General features: G+C 61.0%; 13 protein-coding genes. 5 read left to right on the top strand and 8 right to left on the bottom strand.

Annotation, left to right across the window (positions count from 1 at the left end):
• Positions 1-138: 138 nt before the first annotated feature.
• The 3 genes from CPter91_RS10120 to ilvD form a co-directional block, all read right to left on the bottom strand.
• Positions 139-1,026, bottom strand: a complete 888-nt coding sequence (locus CPter91_RS10120) for a hypothetical protein (protein ID WP_061939825.1) — start codon at positions 1,024-1,026, stop codon at positions 139-141.
• A gap of 137 nt (positions 1,027-1,163) precedes the next feature.
• Positions 1,164-2,435, bottom strand: coding sequence for a TIGR03862 family flavoprotein (locus tag CPter91_RS10125; protein WP_061939827.1), 1,272 nt, complete (start codon positions 2,433-2,435; stop codon positions 1,164-1,166).
• Between the two features lie 347 nt (positions 2,436-2,782).
• Positions 2,783-4,657, bottom strand: coding sequence for a dihydroxy-acid dehydratase (gene ilvD / locus CPter91_RS10130; protein ID WP_061939829.1), 1,875 nt, complete (start codon positions 4,655-4,657; stop codon positions 2,783-2,785).
• A 303-nt stretch (positions 4,658-4,960) separates the two neighbouring features.
• Between ilvD and metC the strand changes: the two genes are divergently transcribed.
• A complete protein-coding gene (metC, locus tag CPter91_RS10135; RefSeq protein WP_061939831.1) occupies positions 4,961-6,160 on the top strand; it encodes a cystathionine beta-lyase in 1,200 nt (399 codons plus the stop codon).
• 2 nt (positions 6,161-6,162) lie between these two features.
• On the opposite strand, the gene CPter91_RS10140 is transcribed toward metC, so the two are convergent.
• Positions 6,163-6,630, bottom strand: coding sequence for an Lrp/AsnC family transcriptional regulator (locus CPter91_RS10140; RefSeq protein WP_061946074.1), 468 nt, complete (start codon positions 6,628-6,630; stop codon positions 6,163-6,165).
• 183 nt (positions 6,631-6,813) lie between these two features.
• Here CPter91_RS10140 and CPter91_RS10145 point away from each other — a divergent pair, with 183 nt between their 5' ends.
• Entirely contained in the window at positions 6,814-8,745 is a 1,932-nt protein-coding gene (locus CPter91_RS10145) for an autotransporter outer membrane beta-barrel domain-containing protein (RefSeq protein WP_150119659.1), read from the top strand.
• Positions 8,746-8,836: 91 nt separating this feature from the next.
• Here the strand turns inward: CPter91_RS10145 and CPter91_RS10150 are convergent, their stop codons facing one another.
• Complete coding sequence (locus CPter91_RS10150) at positions 8,837-9,445, bottom strand: DUF2242 domain-containing protein (RefSeq protein WP_231879927.1); 609 nt, start codon at positions 9,443-9,445, stop codon at positions 8,837-8,839.
• Between the two features lie 232 nt (positions 9,446-9,677).
• Positions 9,678-10,529, bottom strand: coding sequence for a metal-dependent hydrolase (locus tag CPter91_RS10155; RefSeq protein WP_236906001.1), 852 nt, complete (start codon positions 10,527-10,529; stop codon positions 9,678-9,680).
• A 131-nt stretch (positions 10,530-10,660) separates the two neighbouring features.
• Between CPter91_RS10155 and CPter91_RS10160 the strand changes: the two genes are divergently transcribed.
• The 3 genes from CPter91_RS10160 to selD all read left to right on the top strand — a co-directional run bounded on the left by CPter91_RS10160 (position 10,661) and on the right by selD (position 13,543).
• Complete coding sequence (locus tag CPter91_RS10160; protein WP_236906002.1) at positions 10,661-11,278, top strand: TetR/AcrR family transcriptional regulator; 618 nt, start codon at positions 10,661-10,663, stop codon at positions 11,276-11,278.
• Between the two features lie 75 nt (positions 11,279-11,353).
• A complete protein-coding gene (gene mnmH / locus CPter91_RS10165; protein WP_061939839.1) occupies positions 11,354-12,415 on the top strand; it encodes a tRNA 2-selenouridine(34) synthase MnmH in 1,062 nt (353 codons plus the stop codon).
• A gap of 69 nt (positions 12,416-12,484) precedes the next feature.
• A complete protein-coding gene (gene selD / locus CPter91_RS10170; RefSeq protein ID WP_061939840.1) occupies positions 12,485-13,543 on the top strand; it encodes a selenide, water dikinase SelD in 1,059 nt (352 codons plus the stop codon).
• A gap of 6 nt (positions 13,544-13,549) precedes the next feature.
• Here the strand turns inward: selD and CPter91_RS10175 are convergent, their stop codons facing one another.
• Complete coding sequence (locus CPter91_RS10175) at positions 13,550-14,968, bottom strand: PepSY-associated TM helix domain-containing protein (protein WP_061939842.1); 1,419 nt, start codon at positions 14,966-14,968, stop codon at positions 13,550-13,552.
• A 118-nt stretch (positions 14,969-15,086) separates the two neighbouring features.
• On the bottom strand, positions 15,087-17,453 hold the full coding sequence (locus tag CPter91_RS10180) for a TonB-dependent receptor (protein WP_082792757.1): 2,367 nt from the start codon (positions 17,451-17,453) through the stop codon (positions 15,087-15,089).
• Positions 17,454-17,483 lie beyond the last annotated feature (30 nt).

A 17,483-nucleotide genomic window follows, 5' to 3' on the forward strand; every position in this document is an offset into this window, starting at 1 on the left:
CCCAAATTAATTGTTAACAGGCCCTAGAGTATTCGGGTATAGCCGATATTGTAAGCGGAAGCAGGCTCAGCCGCCATTTCTTTGCGGTTTCGGCAATCAGGCCAGGCGGGCGGAGGCGGCGCCTGGCCGCCCCGGCTGTCAGCGCGGCGGGGCGCTGTCCTGGTAGAACATTTCACGCATCAGGAACTGCTGCAGTTCCTCGGTATCCTTCAGGCGCGCGCTCAGGGTGATCACGCGTCCCAGCCGTTGCGAGCGCCAGGGGATGTCGGTCTGGGTCTTCTTGCGGATCATGTCGATCATCTTGTTGACGATGGCGGCTTCGATGCTGATTTCGCTGCCGCGCTCGACCGGGATGTATTGCGTGGCGTTGCGGTTGTTGTCGGTGCTCCAGCCGTGGAATACCAGGTTGGCGCGGAACGGCGTCTTGTCGCGCACTTCGAAGATGCCGCCGTTCTTCGCCTTGTCTATGCCCATCCAGCCGCGTTGCGCCTGGATATTGGCCTTGGCGATATCGTTGGGCGATTGCGGCGCTTCCTCGCTGGGCGAATCCTCGCCGGCCATGGCGCGTTCCTGCGCTTGGGCGGCTTCACGTTGCTCGCGCCGGGCTTGCAATTGTGTGGAAAAATCTTCTTGTACCGATTGTGCGTACTTGGGCGCGTCCGGCTGCGGTGTGACGATGGTGCGCGGCGCCTCTGGCGTGACCGGCATACGCTCCTGGGCCACTTTGGGAGGAGTACGGCGCGGTTTGGCCGGCGCCGGCACTGTCTTGGGCTTGGCCGGCGGTGTCTTGACCGTGGGTTTCGGTGTGCTGCGGGGCGCCGGCGCCAGGGTAATGCTGACGGCGCCCATGCTGCCTTGCGCCGGGGACTGGAATTCGACCGGCAGCTGCGTCAGCAGATACCAGATGCCAAACACGTGGAACAGGATCGAAATCAGTATGCCAACGATCTTGGGGATGCGTTGCTGATTGGCGCGCCGCTTGTCCAGCCACGACAGTTTGCCTCGTTTTACACTCCCTTCCTTCATTGCTTCAGCCTTGTTTGGTCGACTTGCGTGCAAGTCCGCCGGCAGCGCCTGGCGCTGCCGTATTGTTCATGAATAAAAAGCCAGTACTTAAGGTAGCAAATAAGCTACCCGATAAGCTGTCCGGTAAATGGCTCATTTTACGGTAACCAGTTCAAAACGCCATGGCCGGCCACCCGTCCGGAGGCCAGGCAGGCAGTCAGCAGGTAGCCACCGGTGGGGGCTTCCCAGTCGAGCATTTCGCCGGCGCAAAACACGCCCGGCAAAGCCTTCAGCATCAGTTGCTGATCCATGCCGTCAAACGCCACGCCGCCGGCGCTGCTGATGGCTTCGTCGATCGGACGCGGCGCCAGCAAGGTCAGCGGCAATGCCTTGATGGCATGCGCCAGGCGCAGCGGTTCGATAAAGTCGGCGGGCGGCACCAACTCCCGCAGCAAGCCGGTCTTGACGCCCTTCAGCCCGAGCCGGCTTTGCAGGTGGCTGGACCAGGAGCGGGCGCCGCGCGGCCGTGCAACTTCGTCGATCACGCGTTGCAGCGGCCAGTCGGGCAGCAGATCGATGTGGATCGTCGTGCCGGCGTTGCCGGCGGCGATGCTGTCGCGCAGGCCGGCCGAGAGGGCATACACCAGGCTGCCTTCGATGCCATCGGCAGTCACTACAAACTCGCCTTGTTTTCTTGGCGGCGGCTGCTCGCCATCGGCGTCGCCGCTCAGGATGGCGACCGATTTCAGATGCTGGCCGGCAAAGCGGCTGCGGAAATACTCGCTCCAGCCGACGTCGAAGCCGCAATTGGATGGCAGCAGCGGCGCTATCTGCACCGCGCGTTGTTCCAGCAGCGGCACCCATTTGGCGTCGGAGCCGAGCCGCGCCCAGCTGCCGCCGCCGAGCGCGAGCACGATCGCATCGGCCTTGACGCTTTGCTCACCTAACGGCGTCTCGAAACGCAGGGCGTCGTGCTGATCCCAGCCCAGCCAGCGATGGCGCATGTGAAATCGTACGCCGGCCTGACGCAGGCGGTGCAGCCAGGCGCGCAGCAGCGGCGCCGCTTTCATGTCGGTCGGGAAGACGCGGCCGGAGGAACCGACGAAAGTATCGATACCCAATTCTTGCACCCACGCGCGCAGCGCATCCGGTCCGAACTGATCGAGCATGGGCGCGATCTGCGGACGGCGCGCGCCGTAGCGCGAGAGAAAAGCCGGATAAGGCTCTGAGTGGGTCAGGTTCATGCCGCCTTTTCCTGCCAGCAGGAATTTGCGGCCGACCGACGGCATGGCGTCGTAGACGTCTACCTGGACGCCGCCGGCGGCCAGCACCTCGGCCGCCATCAGGCCGGCCGGGCCGCCGCCGATGATGGCGACATGCCGCGCCGTGCTTGCTGCTGTTTGTAATTCGGGATTATTCAACGAAGTCATCTATAGCCGGGAAACTGCCGGACGCAAAGCCGCTCGGGCAGGGGTTGCAACTTTACCATATGGCGGGCTTGGTTTAGACGGGGGCAAGTGCCGAATGCGAGGGCAAGATGGACGTTTGGCGCTGGACCGATCAAGGCTTGAGCCCGGGAAAGCACGAAAAAGAGCTTCGGTTGCCGTCGATCCTGGGCGTTTTTCCGCGTCTTTTACGTTATTTGCAGATATGTTTTTCCAGAATAATAACAAATCAAGATAAAAAAGAGGCCGCTTTGCGGCGGCCTCTTTTACAGAGAGTTACATTTTTCTTGCCAGATAAACGCTATGAAACAATCGCGTATACCGGCCGCAATTTAACGTTTCAGCTGGCTGATATCGCGCACCGCGCCGCGGTCGGCCGAGGTCGCCATGGCAGCGTAGGCCTGCAATGCCTGCGACACGTAACGCTGGCGGTTGACCGGCTTCCAGGCGTCCTTGCCCTTGGCTTCCATCGCCGCGCGCCGTTGCGCCAGGCCGCTGTCGCTGATCTTCAGGTGCATGCGGCGTTCCGGGATGTCGATCTCGATGATGTCGCCTTCTTCCACCAGGCCGATGGCGCCGCCTTCCGCCGCTTCCGGCGAGGCATGGCCGATCACCAGGCCGGAGGAACCGCCGGAGAAACGGCCGTCGGTAAACAGCGCACAGGATTTGCCCAGGCCCTTGGATTTGATGTAGGAAGTCGGGTACAGCATTTCCTGCATGCCGGGCCCGCCTTTCGGTCCTTCGTAGCGGATGATGACGACGTCGCCGGCATGCACGGTGTCGCCCAGGATCGCTTCGACTGCATCGTCCTGGCTTTCAAAGACGCGGGCGCGGCCGCTGAACTTTAGGATGCTTTCATCAACGCCGGCGGTTTTGACGATGCAGCCGTTTTCCGCCAGGTTGCCGTACAAGACCGCCAGGCCGCCGTCTTGCGAATAAGCGTGCGCCTTGTTGCGGATGCAGCCGTTGTCGCGGTCGGTGTCGAGGCTGGTGAAGCGCTTTTCCTGGGAGAACGCCACCTGGGTCGGCACGCCGCCGGGAGCCGCGCTGAACATCTTATGAACAGCCGGATCCTGGGTTTGCGTGATGTCGTTGTTGGCAATTGAATCGCCCAATGTCTTGGCATGTATCGTTGGCCGGCTGGTGTCCAGCAAGCCGGCACGCGCCAGTTCGCCGAGGATGCTGACGATGCCGCCGGCGCGGTGTACGTCTTCGATATGGTATTTGTCCGTCATTGGCGCCACCTTGCACAGGCAGGGCACGTGGCGCGAGATGCGGTCGATGTCGGCCATCTTGAAATCGACTTCAGCTTCCTGCGCCGCCGCCAGCAGATGCAGCACGGTGTTGGTCGAGCCGCCCATGGCGACGTCCAGCGTCATGGCGTTCTCGAACGAAGCCTTGGTGGCGATGCTGCGCGGCAGGACCGAGTAGTCGTCTTGCTCGTAATGGCGTTTGGCCAGCTCGACGATCAGGCGTCCGGCGCGCAGGAACAATTCCTTGCGGTCGGCGTGGGTGGCGAGGATGGTGCCGTTGCCGGGCAGGGCCAGGCCCAGCGCTTCGGTCAGGCAGTTCATCGAATTGGCGGTAAACATGCCGGAGCAAGAGCCGCAGGTCGGGCAGGCCGAGCGCTCGATTTCAGCGATGTCGGCGTCGCTGACGGAGGCGTCGCCAGCCTTGATCATGGCGTCCACCAGGTCGATCTTGAAAATCTTCTGGTCGATGACGGCCACGCCCGGCAGTTTTTCAACCACCTTGCCGGCTTCCATCGGGCCGCCGGAAACGAACACTACCGGGATGTTCAGGCGCATGGCAGCCATCAGCATGCCCGGCGTGATCTTGTCGCAGTTGGAGATGCACACCATCGCATCGGCGCAATGGGCGTTGACCATGTATTCGACCGAATCGGCGATCAGTTCGCGCGACGGCAGCGAATACAGCATGCCGCCATGGCCCATGGCGATGCCGTCATCCACCGCAATGGTGTTGAATTCCTTGGCGACGCCGCCGGCCGCTTCGATTTCGCGCGCGACCATCTGGCCCAAGTCCTTGAGGTGGACGTGGCCGGGCACGAACTGGGTGAAGGAGTTGACTACCGCAATGATCGGCTTGTCGAAATCGCCGTCTTTCATGCCTGTGGCGCGCCACAGGGCGCGGGCGCCGGCCATGTTGCGGCCGTGGGTGGTGGTGCGGGAACGATATTGCGGCATGATGTGCTTCTCCGGGAAAATGGCTTCAGGGCTGACGATAGAGTGCCTTGCCCATAACGCTGTGTCAAATATATGATTTATGCTCTATTAATATGATTTACATATATATCGAGACAGAGGCATTTATCGATTTTTCACTATAAAATGTGCCATATTGTTTTTGTTTTCTAGAAATTATATGAATTATAGAAAAATATTCTAATAAATTATATTTTTGAGCAATTTATTGCAATAAATTCTCACGCTCACACTCCTACAATAGACACAGGTAATCACCCCGTACAGTCATTTCTTGGAGGCCCTATGTCTAACCATCCTACTTCCGGTTCCCCGGCCACGCATGTTGATACGCAGCTGGTGCATTGCGGCCGCGAACCGGCGCGCTTTGGCGGGATGGTGAACACGCCGGTGTTCCGCGGCTCGACCATCATCGCCAACAACCTGGAAGATTGGGAAGCCGCCCGCCAGATCGATAATCCGATGTCCAACTACGGCCGCTTCGGCACGCCGACCACGCGCTCCTTCGAGCAGGCGATCGTGACCTTGGAAGGCGGCCACAACTGCCTGGTGTTCCCGTCCGGCCTGTCGGCCTGCACCCACAGCATCATGGCTTTCGTCAAAAGCGGCGACCACGTTCTGATCACCGACAGCGTGTATGGCCCGACCCGTACCTTCGCCGACCGCGTGCTGCGCCGCATGGGCGTCGAGGTGGAGTTTTTCGATCCGCTGATCGGCGGCGACATCCGCGATCTGATGCGGCCGAACACCAGCGTGGTGTTCGTCGAGTCGCCCGGTTCCTGGACTTTTGAGGTGCAAGACATTCCCGCCATCGCGGAAGAGGCGCATAAAGTCGGCGCCTACGTCCTGCTCGACAATACCTGGGCCACACCCTTGTTCTTCAAGCCCTTCGAGCACGGCGTCGATGTTTCCATCCACGCTGCCACCAAGTACATCGTCGGCCATTCCGACGCCTTGCTGGGCGTCGCCAGCGCCAATGAGCGTGCCTGGAACATCCTCAAGAACGGCGCCCACGATTTCGGCCAGACTGCCGGCCCCGACGATATCTACCTGGCTTTGCGCGGCATGCGCAGCATGGCGGTGCGGCTGCGCCAGCACTCGGAGAGCGGCATGCAATTGGCGGATTATCTGCAGAGCCAGCCGCTGGTGGAGCGCGTGCTGCATCCGGCCTTGCCGTCCGATCCCGGCCACAAGCTATGGCAGCGAGATTTCCTCGGCGCCAGCGGCCTGTTCACGATTGCGTTGAAAGAAGTTGGGCGTCCGGCGCTGTCCAAATTTTTCGACGGCTTGCAACTGTTCGGCATCGGTTTGTCCTGGGGCGGCTTTGAAAGCCTGGCGCTGCCGCTGGACAAACCGCCGACTCGGGTGGCGTCGAAGATCACATATCCGAATCCGCTGGTGCGCATCCATGTCGGCCTGGAAAACATCGATGACCTGATCGCCGACATGGGGCTGGCATTCAAGCGCATGGAGCAGGCGCTTTAAAGTTAATCCAGACCGGCGTAATCAAGCGGCAACGCAGTTGTGTGCTTGATCTGCTCCATGGCGAAGCTGGCGTTGACGTCGAACAGAGCGTTCGACTGCGTCAGCTTCTGGTACACCGCGTCGTAGGCGGCGATGTTCGGCACCACCACCCGCAGCAGATAATCGATATTGCCGCTCATGCGGTAAAACTCCACCACTTCCGGAATCAGTTTGACGGTATTGCTGAACTGGGCATACCAGCCGGCGTTATGCTGGCTGGTCTTGATCGAGACGAATACGGTCACGCCGACATTCAGCTTGTCGGCATCCAGCAGCGCCACCCGGCGCAATATCACGCCATCTTCTTCCAGCTTCTGGATGCGGCGCCAGCACGGCGTCGACGACAGGTTGACCTTTTCGGCGATTTCCGCCACCGGCGTGCTGGCGTCTTCCTGCAGGATGGCGAGAATCTGTTTATCTATTTTATCCATGGTCGGCTTGAGTGAAGAAAGGGACTGGCTGCGGCGGCGGCGCGTTTCAGCATCCACAAGTGTAGCGCCAGTCAGATCGCAGATGTCGTTTTCGAATGTTTTCCCTATGTACTTGATTGACTTTGCCGGACGGGTGGTCGATATTGGGGGCGCAAGATCTATAAATAAAAGAAGGAGACATAATTGCGTATTTCATTACCAAAATCATTCCGCCTGAGCCCAATGACGCGGGCCCTGACCATGGCCACCCGCGCCGCTGCACTGATCGGTGCCGGCTTCATTATCAGTGCCCCGGCTGGCGCGGCGAATTTTTCCCAGACCGTGTTCTTTGGCGATTCGCTAACCGACAGCGGCTTCTTTACCGGTGTCGGCCAGCAGCGCTCGTTTACCACCAATCCCGATCCGGTCTGGGCGTTGCTGCTGGCGCAAAAATACGGCACCAGCGCCAACCCCGCCGCGATCCTGACGCCGACTGGCGTGCAGGCGGCCGGCGGCACTGACTATGCGGTCGGCGGCGCCCGCGTCACGGCCCAGAACGGCTGGCCCGATGCGGCGACGGCGCCTTTGGTGCCGACCGTCACCAGCCAGGTCAACGGCTACCTGGCGGCGAATCCACGGCTCGACAGCAAAGGTCTGTATGCGGTCTGGGCCGGGGCCAATGATATTTTCGGCTACACCAGCAGTAACGTGGCCGCCTTGCTCAATCCGGCCACGCAAGCTGCGACCGCGGCCCAGGTGATCCAGCAGGTAGCCGGCGAAGCCACCAATGTGGTGGGGCTGGTGCGCCAGCTGCAGCAAGCAGGCGCCGGCACCGTGATTGTGGTCAACCTGCCGGATGTCGGCAAGACGCCGCAAGGGTCGAGTATTCCGGCGCTGGCCACTTTGTGGAGTGCATCCTCGAACAGCTTCAACGCTACGCTGAACACCGGTTTGAGCGGGTTGGGCGGCAACATCGTGGCGATCAATGCCTACGGTCTGTTGCGTGAAGCGATCGCCAATCCTGGCTTGTACGGTTTCACCAACGTCACGACGCCGGCCTGCACTACCTCGTCTTCCTCTACCTGCACCACCGCAACCCTGGTGGCGCCGAATGCAGACCAGACCTATTTGTTTGCCGACGGCGTCCATCCGACCGGCGCCGGCCATGCCATCCTGGCGCAATACGTTGAATCGGTATTGCAGGCGCCGGGCCAGATCGGCATGCTGGCGGAAGCGCCGCTGGCCGGCGCCCAAAGCTTCACCCGCGCCATCGACGACCGCCTGCGCCTGACGCCGCGCGCCGGCCAGGTGGAAGCCTATGCGGCCTATAACAACACCCATCAAAGCCTGGACCACAATGGCAACAATCCGGGCCTGGACGGTTCGGCCAACAGCCTGACGGTGGGCGTCGACTACGCTCTCAATCAGAATGTGACGGTCGGCGGCGCCTTCAGCTTTGCCCATAATCGGGCGAATTTCGGCAATGACACTGGCGGCTTCAAGCTGGACCAGGCGATGTTGTCTGGCTACGGGCAGTACCGCGACGGCGCCTGGGCCCTCAACGCCATCGGCATGGTCGGCTCGCTGCAATATAACGACGTTACCCGCAACATCGTGCTGGGCGCCGCCACCCGCAGCGAAAGCGGCAGCGCCAACGGCCATCAGTTCCTGTTCCGCGTCGGTGGGCAATATGACTTCGCGCTCGGCGCGGCGACGCTCAGCCCGGTCGCCAACCTGACCTGGCAACAGGTCAATGTCGGCGGCTATACGGAAAACGGCAACGACAGCACGGCCATGAACTTCCAGTCGCAGCGGCGCAATTCGCTGGTTTCCAGCTTGGGTGCGCAAGTCACCAGCAAACTGACGCTGGGCAGCTATGCGGTGCAGCCGTTTGCCAAGCTGGCCTGGGAAAAAGAGTTTGAAGACAGCGAGCGCGATGTCCGCGCCAACCTGGTTGGCATGGCCGGCAGCTTTGGCCTGCCTGCCTATCAGGGGCCAAGCAACAGCGCCAGGCTGGAACTCGGCGCCAGTATTGCGCTGGCGACGGATTTCACAGCCTACGCCAGCTATAACGGCCAGTTTGCCGGCGGTAACAAGACCAATTCCTTCCAGGTGGGCTTGAAAAAGGCGTTCTAACCTGTCTTCAACGATTGGCGAATAATTTGTTCGCCCGATAAAAAAGCCGCTGGTGCACATTGCACCAGCGGCTTTTTTCATTGCAGCAGCTTTATTCCTGCTCGGCTTTTACCGCCGGTTTGGTCGGCAAGGCCGGCTTGTCGTCGAAATCCACCACTGGCAAACCGCCGTCGAGGCCAAGGTAATGCTCGATCAGGCCGAAGAAGCGGTCGTAGAACAGCCCGGCGGGAATGGTTTCGCTGGCGACCTTGACCAGTGAATCGGAGGTGCTGCCGATCGGCATCGACACCGAGCCCAGCACGCTCAGGCCGACGCTGGCGGAATTATTGGTTTTCTTCAGTGCGTAGCGGTCCTGGGTCGCGCTGACAAACAAGGTCGTGCTTTTCCCATTCTTGTCGTTGGCTGCGCACACCACATGGAATTCGATTTCGACATGCACGTCCGGATCCGGCTGGAAATGCTTGTGGCCGTCCACCAGGTCAGCCTTGGCCTGCTTGATGATATAGCCTTGGCTCAGCAAAGTGCGGCGCGCAGCTTCACAGGTAGCAGAGCTGGACGTGGCGAAATCGTGGGAAAACGTGCTGGTGTCGCTGAATTCCTCGCCCTGGTAGACGGTGGGCTTAGTGCTCGAGCAGCCCGCAATGGCCCCGGCCAGCAAGACCGGCAGCAGAGCAGGCGATAAGCGGAACATCCTGGACATGAACGAAAACTCCTTGTTTCGACTAAATGAATGCGGCGGATCGCATTTTAGTCTATCCGACAGATGCGGCGGAGTTTCGTTGCATTGAGGCCAGGAGAAATTCGCTTAAGCGTGTAGGGTGGGCACATTGTGCCCACGCGTGAATTTACTCTACACACATGCCTGTTTCCGTGCCGCGCGGGCCGTTACTCCGGTTATCGCGATCACGCGTGGGCACAAAAGCGTGCCCACCCTACGCGCCTTTCAAGCCGCGCACAATGCTGTACTGCGCGGCATTGGCTGTCAGCCATTGTTGCGCCAGTTCGCGGTTGTCATGCTGCCATGGATGGAAGTCGCGTTTCAGGTAGCCGAGCAAAGGCCGGGTGCTGAGCCAGACCAGGCCGTGGCGGCCGAAAAAGAAGCTGGCCGCATCGAGCCAGGTGCTGGGTTTGAACAGAACCCGGTCGTGCCACAGGTTGTTGACGGTTTGCCTGGTGGCCATGATGGTGAAGCGCATCATGGCAAACATATACCAGCGTACCCGCGTCTGGTAGCTGCCGTTCAGGGTGCGGTAGAGGTCGAAGGCCACCGCCTTGTGCTCGGTTTCTTCCACCGCATGCCAGCGCCACAGGGTTTGCAGCATTGGATCGGCGCCTTGCATGACTTGCGGAAAGCGCAGCGTCAGGTCGGCCAGCACCGCGGTATAGTGCTCGAAGGCGGCGGTGATCGCCAGCTTGCTGATGGGCGGCACGCCGCGCTTGCGCCCCAGTTCGATCAGGTTGGCCGCCCAGTATTGCCAATGATTGACCAGGCCTTGTTTTTCCAGCTCGGCGTTATACAGCGCATGGACCCGGCGGTGGGTGGCTTCCTGGCCGATGAAGTCGCGGATGGTCGCCTGCAGTTGCGCGTGCTCGGCACCGTCAGGCAAGGCCAGCGCGGCTTCGCGCACGGAATCGATGAACTCCTGCTCGCCGACCGGGAAGCTCATCGACAAGGCATTGAAAAACTGGGTACGGAAGGCTTTACCGGCCAACCAGTGGCGGGGAAAGCCATGCGACAGGTCGACCAGCAGTTTTCTTACCAACAAGGGACTGGATGTATTCACTGGCTTATCTCTGGTGATTGACGACAGAACCAGTATACTGAGCATTATTCAGTTTTTAAACTCGCAACTTGCTCAGTTTTTCCAAAGGCGCCGACATGGCCAAGCGAATTCCCGGTTCTCCCTCTGAAACAATGCGAAAATTGCCGATCCAGGAGCGGGCGCAACGCACCATAGAAACCATTTTCGAGACGACTGCTCAGATTCTGGAAAGCGAAGGCGAGGCTGGCCTGACCACCAACAAAGTGGCGGAAAAGGCTGGTTTTTCGATCGGCACCCTGTACCAGTATTTCCCCAGCAAAGACGCCATCCTGACGGCCTTGATCGCGCGCGAGCGGCGGCGCGTGATGGACGAGCTGGATGCCTTGATGGAAAGCGCCGAAACCCAGATCGACCAGCTCGATCCGAAAGCCTTCCTGCGCCAGTTCATCCGCATCAATATAGAAGGACTGGGCAGCGGCCGCAGCGCCAAGCGGGCGATGATCCGCTTCGCCTGGCAGCACGATCACCACGAAGACATCACCCAGGCCCTGCGCGAGACGGCGGAGCGGATTGCCATCAGCATGCAGCGCATCCATCATCCCAACCTGCGGCCGCCGACGCCGGCCATGATGTTCGTGGTGACGCGCGCCGTGATCGGCGCCATCCGCAGCGCTTCGCTGGAGAAGTCGCCGCTGCTGGGCAGCGTCGAATTTGAAGATGAGCTGGTGCAGCTGGCGTGGGGCATGCTGGCAAGGCCGGCCGAGTTTTGAGGAGATTCGCGGGGAGCCCGTGAAAATGCCGGATAATGACGCTTCCGGTGCAGCGCCAACCAATAGAAAACGCGAATGAAATACCCAGCATTACTATCGTTTGAAGAAGTGTTCCCCCAGATCAGGCAGTTCGACACCATCATCGATGCCCGCACGCCGTCCGAGTTTGCCGAAGACCGGATTCCAGGCGCCATCAATTGTCCTGTGCTGAGCGATGACGAGCGGGTGCAGGTCGGCACCTTGTACAAGCAGGTCAACGCATTTGAAGCCAAGAAGCTGGGCGCGGTGCTGGTGGCCCGCAATATCGCGCAGCACATCGAAACCCTGTTCATCGGCAAGCCGCGCGAATGGACACCGCTGATCTATTGCTGGCGTGGCGGCAACCGCAGCGGCGCGATGGCGCATATCATGGCGAAAATCGGCTGGCCGGTGGTCCAGCTGGAGGGCGGCTACAAGGAATTCCGCCGCTATGTGATCGGCAGCCTGGAGCAGTTGCCTCAGCAGTTCAGCTACAAGGTGATTTGTGGACCGACCGGCAGCGGCAAGAGTCGTTTGCTGCAGGTGCTGCAGCAGCAAGGCGCACAAGTGCTCGACCTGGAACAGATCGCCGCCCATCGCGGCTCGGTGCTGGGCAATCTGCCGCAGGAGGCGCAACCATCGCAAAAGGCCTTTGAAAGCAGGATCTGGGACAAGCTGCAATACTTCGATGTGCGCTATCCGGTATTTGTCGAATCGGAAAGCAAGAAGATCGGTAATCTGCGGGTGCCGGAGGCCCTGATGGAACAGATTCGCAAGTCCTTCTGCATCGCACTGGCGCTGCCGCGGGCCGAGCGGGTCAAGCTGCTGTTGGAGGATTATTCTCACTTTGTCGCCGATCCGGCCCTGCTGAATACGCAACTGGCTTGCCTGGCCTACCTGCATGGCCGCGAGAAGGTCGGCGAGTGGCAGCAAATGGCGTCGGCCGGACAGATCGAACCTCTGGTTGATGAGCTGTTGCTGAAGCACTATGATCCGGCTTATGCGCAATCGATCAAGCGCAATTTCGGCCAGTTCTCGACCGCGCAGATACTCGATCTCGCGGATATTTCAGCAGAGGCTTTTTTGCAGGCTGCCAAGCAGTTGCATCAAGACAGATAACAGGCCCGGCCAGGCGCATGCCGGCCGCTAACCGACGCTTGCAGCAGGCGTCATTGACCCAGGAACCGTATGTCCGATCTCTCCGCAAGCAGCATCAAACTTACTTCCTTTTCCCACGGCGGCGGCTGCGGCTGCAAGATCGCGCCCGGCGTGCTGGCGCAGATCCTCAAAGGTTCCAGCGGCTTTCCGGTGCCCAAGGAATTGCTGGTCGGGATAGAAACCGCCGACGATGCCGCGGTCTACCTGCTGAACGACGAGCAGGCGCTGATCGCCACCACCGATTTTTTCATGCCCATCGTCGACGATCCTTTCGACTTCGGCCGCATCGCCGCCACCAACGCCATTTCCGACGTGTACGCCATGGGCGGCACGCCGATCATGGCGCTGGCGCTGGTCGGCATGCCGATCAACAAATTGCCGCTGGAAGTAATCGCCAGCATCCTCAAGGGCGGCGAGTCGGTCTGCGCAGAAGCCGGAATCCCGATTGCCGGCGGCCATACCATCGACTCGGTCGAACCCATCTACGGCCTGGTGGTGCTGGGCTTGGTCCATCCTTCCAAGATCAAGCGCAATGCCGGCGCCAAGGCCGGCGACAAGCTGGTGCTGGGCAAGCCGATCGGCGTCGGCGTGCTGTCCGCCGCGCTGAAGAAAGATGCGCTGGACGCCGCCGGCTATGCGGCCCTGATAGACAACACCACCAAGCTCAACAAGCCAGGCAAGCTGCTGTCCGAGATGGCAGCGGTGCATGCGTTGACCGACGTCACCGGCTTCGGCCTGCTCGGCCATACACTGGAACTGGCGCGCGCGGCTAGCTTGAGCGCCCGCCTCAGCATGGCGGCGGTGCCCTTGCTGCCAGGCGTGCAGCAACTGGCGGAGCAGGGCTATGTCACCGGCGCCTCGCCGCGCAACTGGGATGGCTACGGCCATGAAGTGTCGCTGGCGGCATCCATCACCAGTGTCCAACGCGGCCTGCTGACCGATCCGCAAACTTCGGGCGGCTTGCTTGTTTCTTGCGACCCTGGCGCGGTGGAGGAGGTGCTGGCGCTGTTCCGGCGCGAAGGCTTCGCCGATGCTGCTGTCATCGGCGAGATGGCGGCAGGCGTTAGCGGTGTCGAAGTGCTTGCCTGACGAGGTTCAGGTACGCTTCCTGAAAAGCAACGTATCGCCCAGCCACACTGCAAGCATGCTCGCACCCATCAGCGGAAACAGGATGCCGAGCAGCGCCAGATAGCCTTTCCAGCGCGTGATGGATGGCGGTGGCTGCAATACGCGCTTGGGCGCGCCGACTGAATTTTGCGGACGGCGCAGCCACCACATCACGAAGCCGCTGAGCGCCATGCCCAGCAAGGCCAGCGAAATCGCTGCGCACAGCAGCTGGTTGGCGAGGCCGAAATATTCCCCCATGTGTAGCGCCACCCCTAGCGTCACCAGTTTCGAGACCGGATTGTAGTCGGCAAAACGCAGGTCCTTGACGATCTTGCCGCTGTACTGATCGATATGCAGGGTGCGCTGGCGGTCCAGGTCGGAACGCACGAATTCTCCGGCGCCTGGCGCATACGAGGCGGTGAATACGCCGGAGCTCTTGGCCGGTAGCGCCAGCTGGTAAGTCGCCATGCCGCTGCGTGCGGCGATTTCCACTACCTGATCGATGTCCAGCGCTTGTTGTGGCGTCTGGTGCGACTGCGGTACTGTCGTTGCTCCCATCGCCCAGGGAACGTTCGCCAGGGGCAGCTCCTGCATCTTCATCGCGGGCATGTCAGCCATGGCGGACATGTCATGTTCATGCGCCGGCGGCGCTTTGGCCACTGCTTTCGGCTGACTGGCGCCGGCCCAAGTCACCAGGGCCTGGAAGTTCTTGCCCCAGAAGCTGGACCAGGGCAAGCCGCTCAGGATGAAAAACAGGGCGCCTATCGACACCCAGATGCCGGCCACCAGATGCAGTTCGCGCCAGACGGCGCGGCCGCGCAGGCCGAGACGCGGCAGCAGCGTGCCCCAGACGGCAAACTGTTTGCGCGGCCACCAGAGTGCGATGCCGGTGCCTAGCATGACCAGGGTCCAGCAGGCGGCCAGCTCCATCAGCCAGCCGCCCCAGCGCCCCAGCAGCAGATCGCGATGGAGCTGCCGCACCTGCTTCATCAAGCGATGCTCGACGCTGAGCATGCCCAGCAGCCGGCCGCTGTACGGATCGAGATAGACGCTGGTGCTGTCGCCCGACGGCAGGCGGAATACCGCTTCCGTGCTGCGCGATGGATCCGCGCTGACTGATACCGAAGTTGGCGCGGCATCTGCGGGCAGGGCGCCGGCGGCAATGCCGAGCAGCTTGCCGTAGGCCAGTCTTGGCTGGCTGTTGGCGGCGACGTGCAGCATATCGCCATACAGGAGGTTTTCGATCTGCGGTTTGAAGACATAGATAGCGCCGGTGATCGCCAGCACCATCAGGAAGGGCATGACGAACAGGCCGGCATAGAAATGCCAGCGCCACAGGATGCGGTAGTTGCGCGACGCGACTGAACTGCTGTCGTCTGGCAGCGTCTGGGTAGAAATGGATGGCATGGTTTTCCTTGCGATAAATGTTTGTTCAGACTTCTCTGTGCCCACGCTGTATCGATATCCGCGTGGGCACAAAAGCGTGCCCACCCTACAAAATAAGCGGCGTGACTGGTGCAATGGTTCACAGGCTGACCTTGGCTTCCAGATAGAAGGTCCGGCCCGGATAGGGGTAGTAGACGTAGTAGCGGCGGTTGGTCAGGTTGTCGACGCCGACACCAAGCTCGGTATTCCTGCTCGGCTTGAACGTCAGCTTGCTGTCGAACACCAGGAAGGAGCTGGTGCCGCCGAAGGTGTCCGGGTTGACGTCGGTATTGCTCAGGGTGTTGTACTGGCGGCCGGAATAGCGGCCGGCCAGCGTCGCCGTGGCCTGGTCGCCGATGCGATAGCTGCCCACCAGGTTGGCGCGCCACAAGGGGATGCGGTAAAAGTTCTTGCCGACCGTCGCTGGATTTTTGCTGTTTTCCAGGATGATGGAACGGGTATAGCCGACGCTGGCGCTGAGGTCCAGACCGCGCAGCATCACATCCTCGGCGGCATAGCTGAGCTCGATCCCGCGCGAGCGGACGCGGTCGATGTTCTGGATGCTGGTCACGTTGGGAAATACCGTGGTGTTGGTCTGGCTGAACAAGGTGTTCTTGACGTCGTCCTCAAACAGCGACAGGCGCAGCAGGCCGTTGAAATGCGCCCACTCTGCGCTCAGTTCCTTGGCCAGGTCGTTTTCCGGTTTCAGGTTGGGATCGTTGTTAACCAGCGTAGAACCGGTCAGGCTGCCCTGGAACAGTTCGCTGACCGTCGGGAAGCGATAGGCGCGGCCAGTGGAAAAGCGCAGGGTCAGGTCTGGGCTGGCCTTGTAGGCCAGCGCTGCCTTGGGCGACCAGTAGGCCAGGCTGCGATCGGCGTAGTGTTGGCTCGAACCAGGAACGGCACGGACGCCGTCGTAGGCGCGCCAGTCTTCGTAGCGCAGGCCGTAAGTCAGTTTCCACAATTGGCTCAGCTGCCAGGCATCCTGGGCAAACAAGGCCTGCGTTTCGGTCTTGCCGGCAAAGGCGTTATTGAAGCCGCTGCGGTCGTTACCGTTGTTGCTGCGCCAGTTGCTCAGGTTGTAGGTCGTGTTTTCAAGAAAATAATTGTCGTAGTGGTAGCCGATAGTTGGCCAGTGGCTGCCAGCGACCACTGCTGCGGGTTTGTAGTCGGCGGCCAGGTCCAGGGTTTTCCAGCCGGAGCCGTCGCCGAAGGTGGCGACGCCGCTCGAATTGCTGGCCAGCCCGCTGTTGGCGGAGCGCGCGATGCTCTTGGAGACATCGAACCAGGACGCGATTGCCGAATAGTTCCAGCCGCTGGCATTGCGGCTTTTCAGCGTCAGGCCGTACAGCTGGTTCTCGCTTTCGCTGGCCGCCGGTGCGAAGAACGACTCCGGCAGCTTGTACTGGTAGCCGCCGATATTCACCAGTCCCGCGTAGACCGGATTGCCGTTGGCGTCGCGCAGGAAGGTCTGAGTGCTGTTGCTGACCTGCTGGCGCCAGTAGCCGAAGGTGAAGCCGGCTTGCAGGGTAGGGGTGATGTCGTAGGCAGCCTTGAACTTGAACTGGTCCTGCACCGCGTGTTCGGCGCCTTCGGCGTTGACGCCGAAAATGGTGGCCGGTGCGCCGTTCGGATCGGTATAGGAATAAGCCCCGGTGACTGGAATGGCGGCGGCGCCGGCGGCCTGCGTCGAACGCGGCTGGCTGGCGTAGACGAAGGGCTGGCCGGCGTTGCTCAGGTGATCGACGCCGAGCAGGAAGGAAAGGTCGCCGACCTTGTTGCCGATCGCCGCGGTGCTCTTGTTGCCGTCGAAATGGCCGTCGACGCCGAACAGATTGAACTGCTGACTGAATACCTGGACCTTGGCCATGGCTTCCAGTTTGGTCGGCATCTTGGTGGTGATGGCAACCGTCGCCCCCATCGAATTGCCGGGATACAGGGCGGAAAACGGGCCGTAGATCACGTCTACCTGGGCAATGTCCTCCGGAAAAACCATGGACCAGCGCGGCGGGAAGCTGTGTGTATTGCCGAGCAGGTTGCTGAGCAACAGGCCGTCGGCATACACCAGGCCGCGCGCAGTCTGCGAAGTGCCGTTGCCGCGTACCGAAATGGTGGCGTTTTCATCGCCGATGAAGCGCTTGCGGATCGCCATGTTCGGCATGTATTTCAAAGCGTCTTCGGTGTTGACGACGTTCAGGTTCTGCAACTGCTCGGCCGTGATGCGTTCGCTGCTGGCCGGCAGGTTGGGATCGAGCACCCGCTTTTCGCGGGCGCCGGTGACGAATACTGCCGGCGCCGCATGAGCATCGTCGTCGGCGGCGCGGGCGCTTTGCACAAACATGGGTAAGACAAACGACAGCGGCAGCAAGGCGGCAGACAGCGCGCATGAGCGCCGTATAGAAAAGAGCGCCGGCGGCTGGTAGCGACGCGACGAAGCACTCTCGGTTTGCGTGAGCAAAGCAAGCATAAAATTCCCCTGGACTTCAATAGATGAGCA

It is taken from the genome of Collimonas pratensis, assembly GCF_001584185.1.
Lineage (GTDB): Bacteria > Pseudomonadota > Gammaproteobacteria > Burkholderiales > Burkholderiaceae_D > Collimonas > Collimonas pratensis.

Bases quoted from the DNA above. Each gene is read 5' to 3' on its own strand.
- ilvD (WP_061939829.1), bottom strand. From the start codon at position 4,657: ATGCCGCAATATCGTTCCCGCACCACCACCCACGGCCGCAACATGGCC.
- mnmH (WP_061939839.1), top strand. From the start codon at position 11,354: ATGAAATACCCAGCATTACTATCGTTTGAAGAAGTGTTCCCCCAGATC.
- metC (WP_061939831.1), top strand. From the start codon at position 4,961: ATGTCTAACCATCCTACTTCCGGTTCCCCGGCCACGCATGTTGATACG.
- CPter91_RS10125 (WP_061939827.1), bottom strand. From the start codon at position 2,435: ATGACTTCGTTGAATAATCCCGAATTACAAACAGCAGCAAGCACGGCG.
- CPter91_RS10150 (WP_231879927.1), bottom strand. From the start codon at position 9,445: ATGTCCAGGATGTTCCGCTTATCGCCTGCTCTGCTGCCGGTCTTGCTG.
- CPter91_RS10120 (WP_061939825.1), bottom strand. From the start codon at position 1,026: ATGAAGGAAGGGAGTGTAAAACGAGGCAAACTGTCGTGGCTGGACAAG.
- CPter91_RS10180 (WP_082792757.1), bottom strand. From the start codon at position 17,453: ATGCTTGCTTTGCTCACGCAAACCGAGAGTGCTTCGTCGCGTCGCTAC.
- CPter91_RS10140 (WP_061946074.1), bottom strand. From the start codon at position 6,630: ATGGATAAAATAGATAAACAGATTCTCGCCATCCTGCAGGAAGACGCC.
- selD (WP_061939840.1), top strand. From the start codon at position 12,485: ATGTCCGATCTCTCCGCAAGCAGCATCAAACTTACTTCCTTTTCCCAC.
- CPter91_RS10160 (WP_236906002.1), top strand. From the start codon at position 10,661: ATGCGAAAATTGCCGATCCAGGAGCGGGCGCAACGCACCATAGAAACC.
- CPter91_RS10175 (WP_061939842.1), bottom strand. From the start codon at position 14,968: ATGCCATCCATTTCTACCCAGACGCTGCCAGACGACAGCAGTTCAGTC.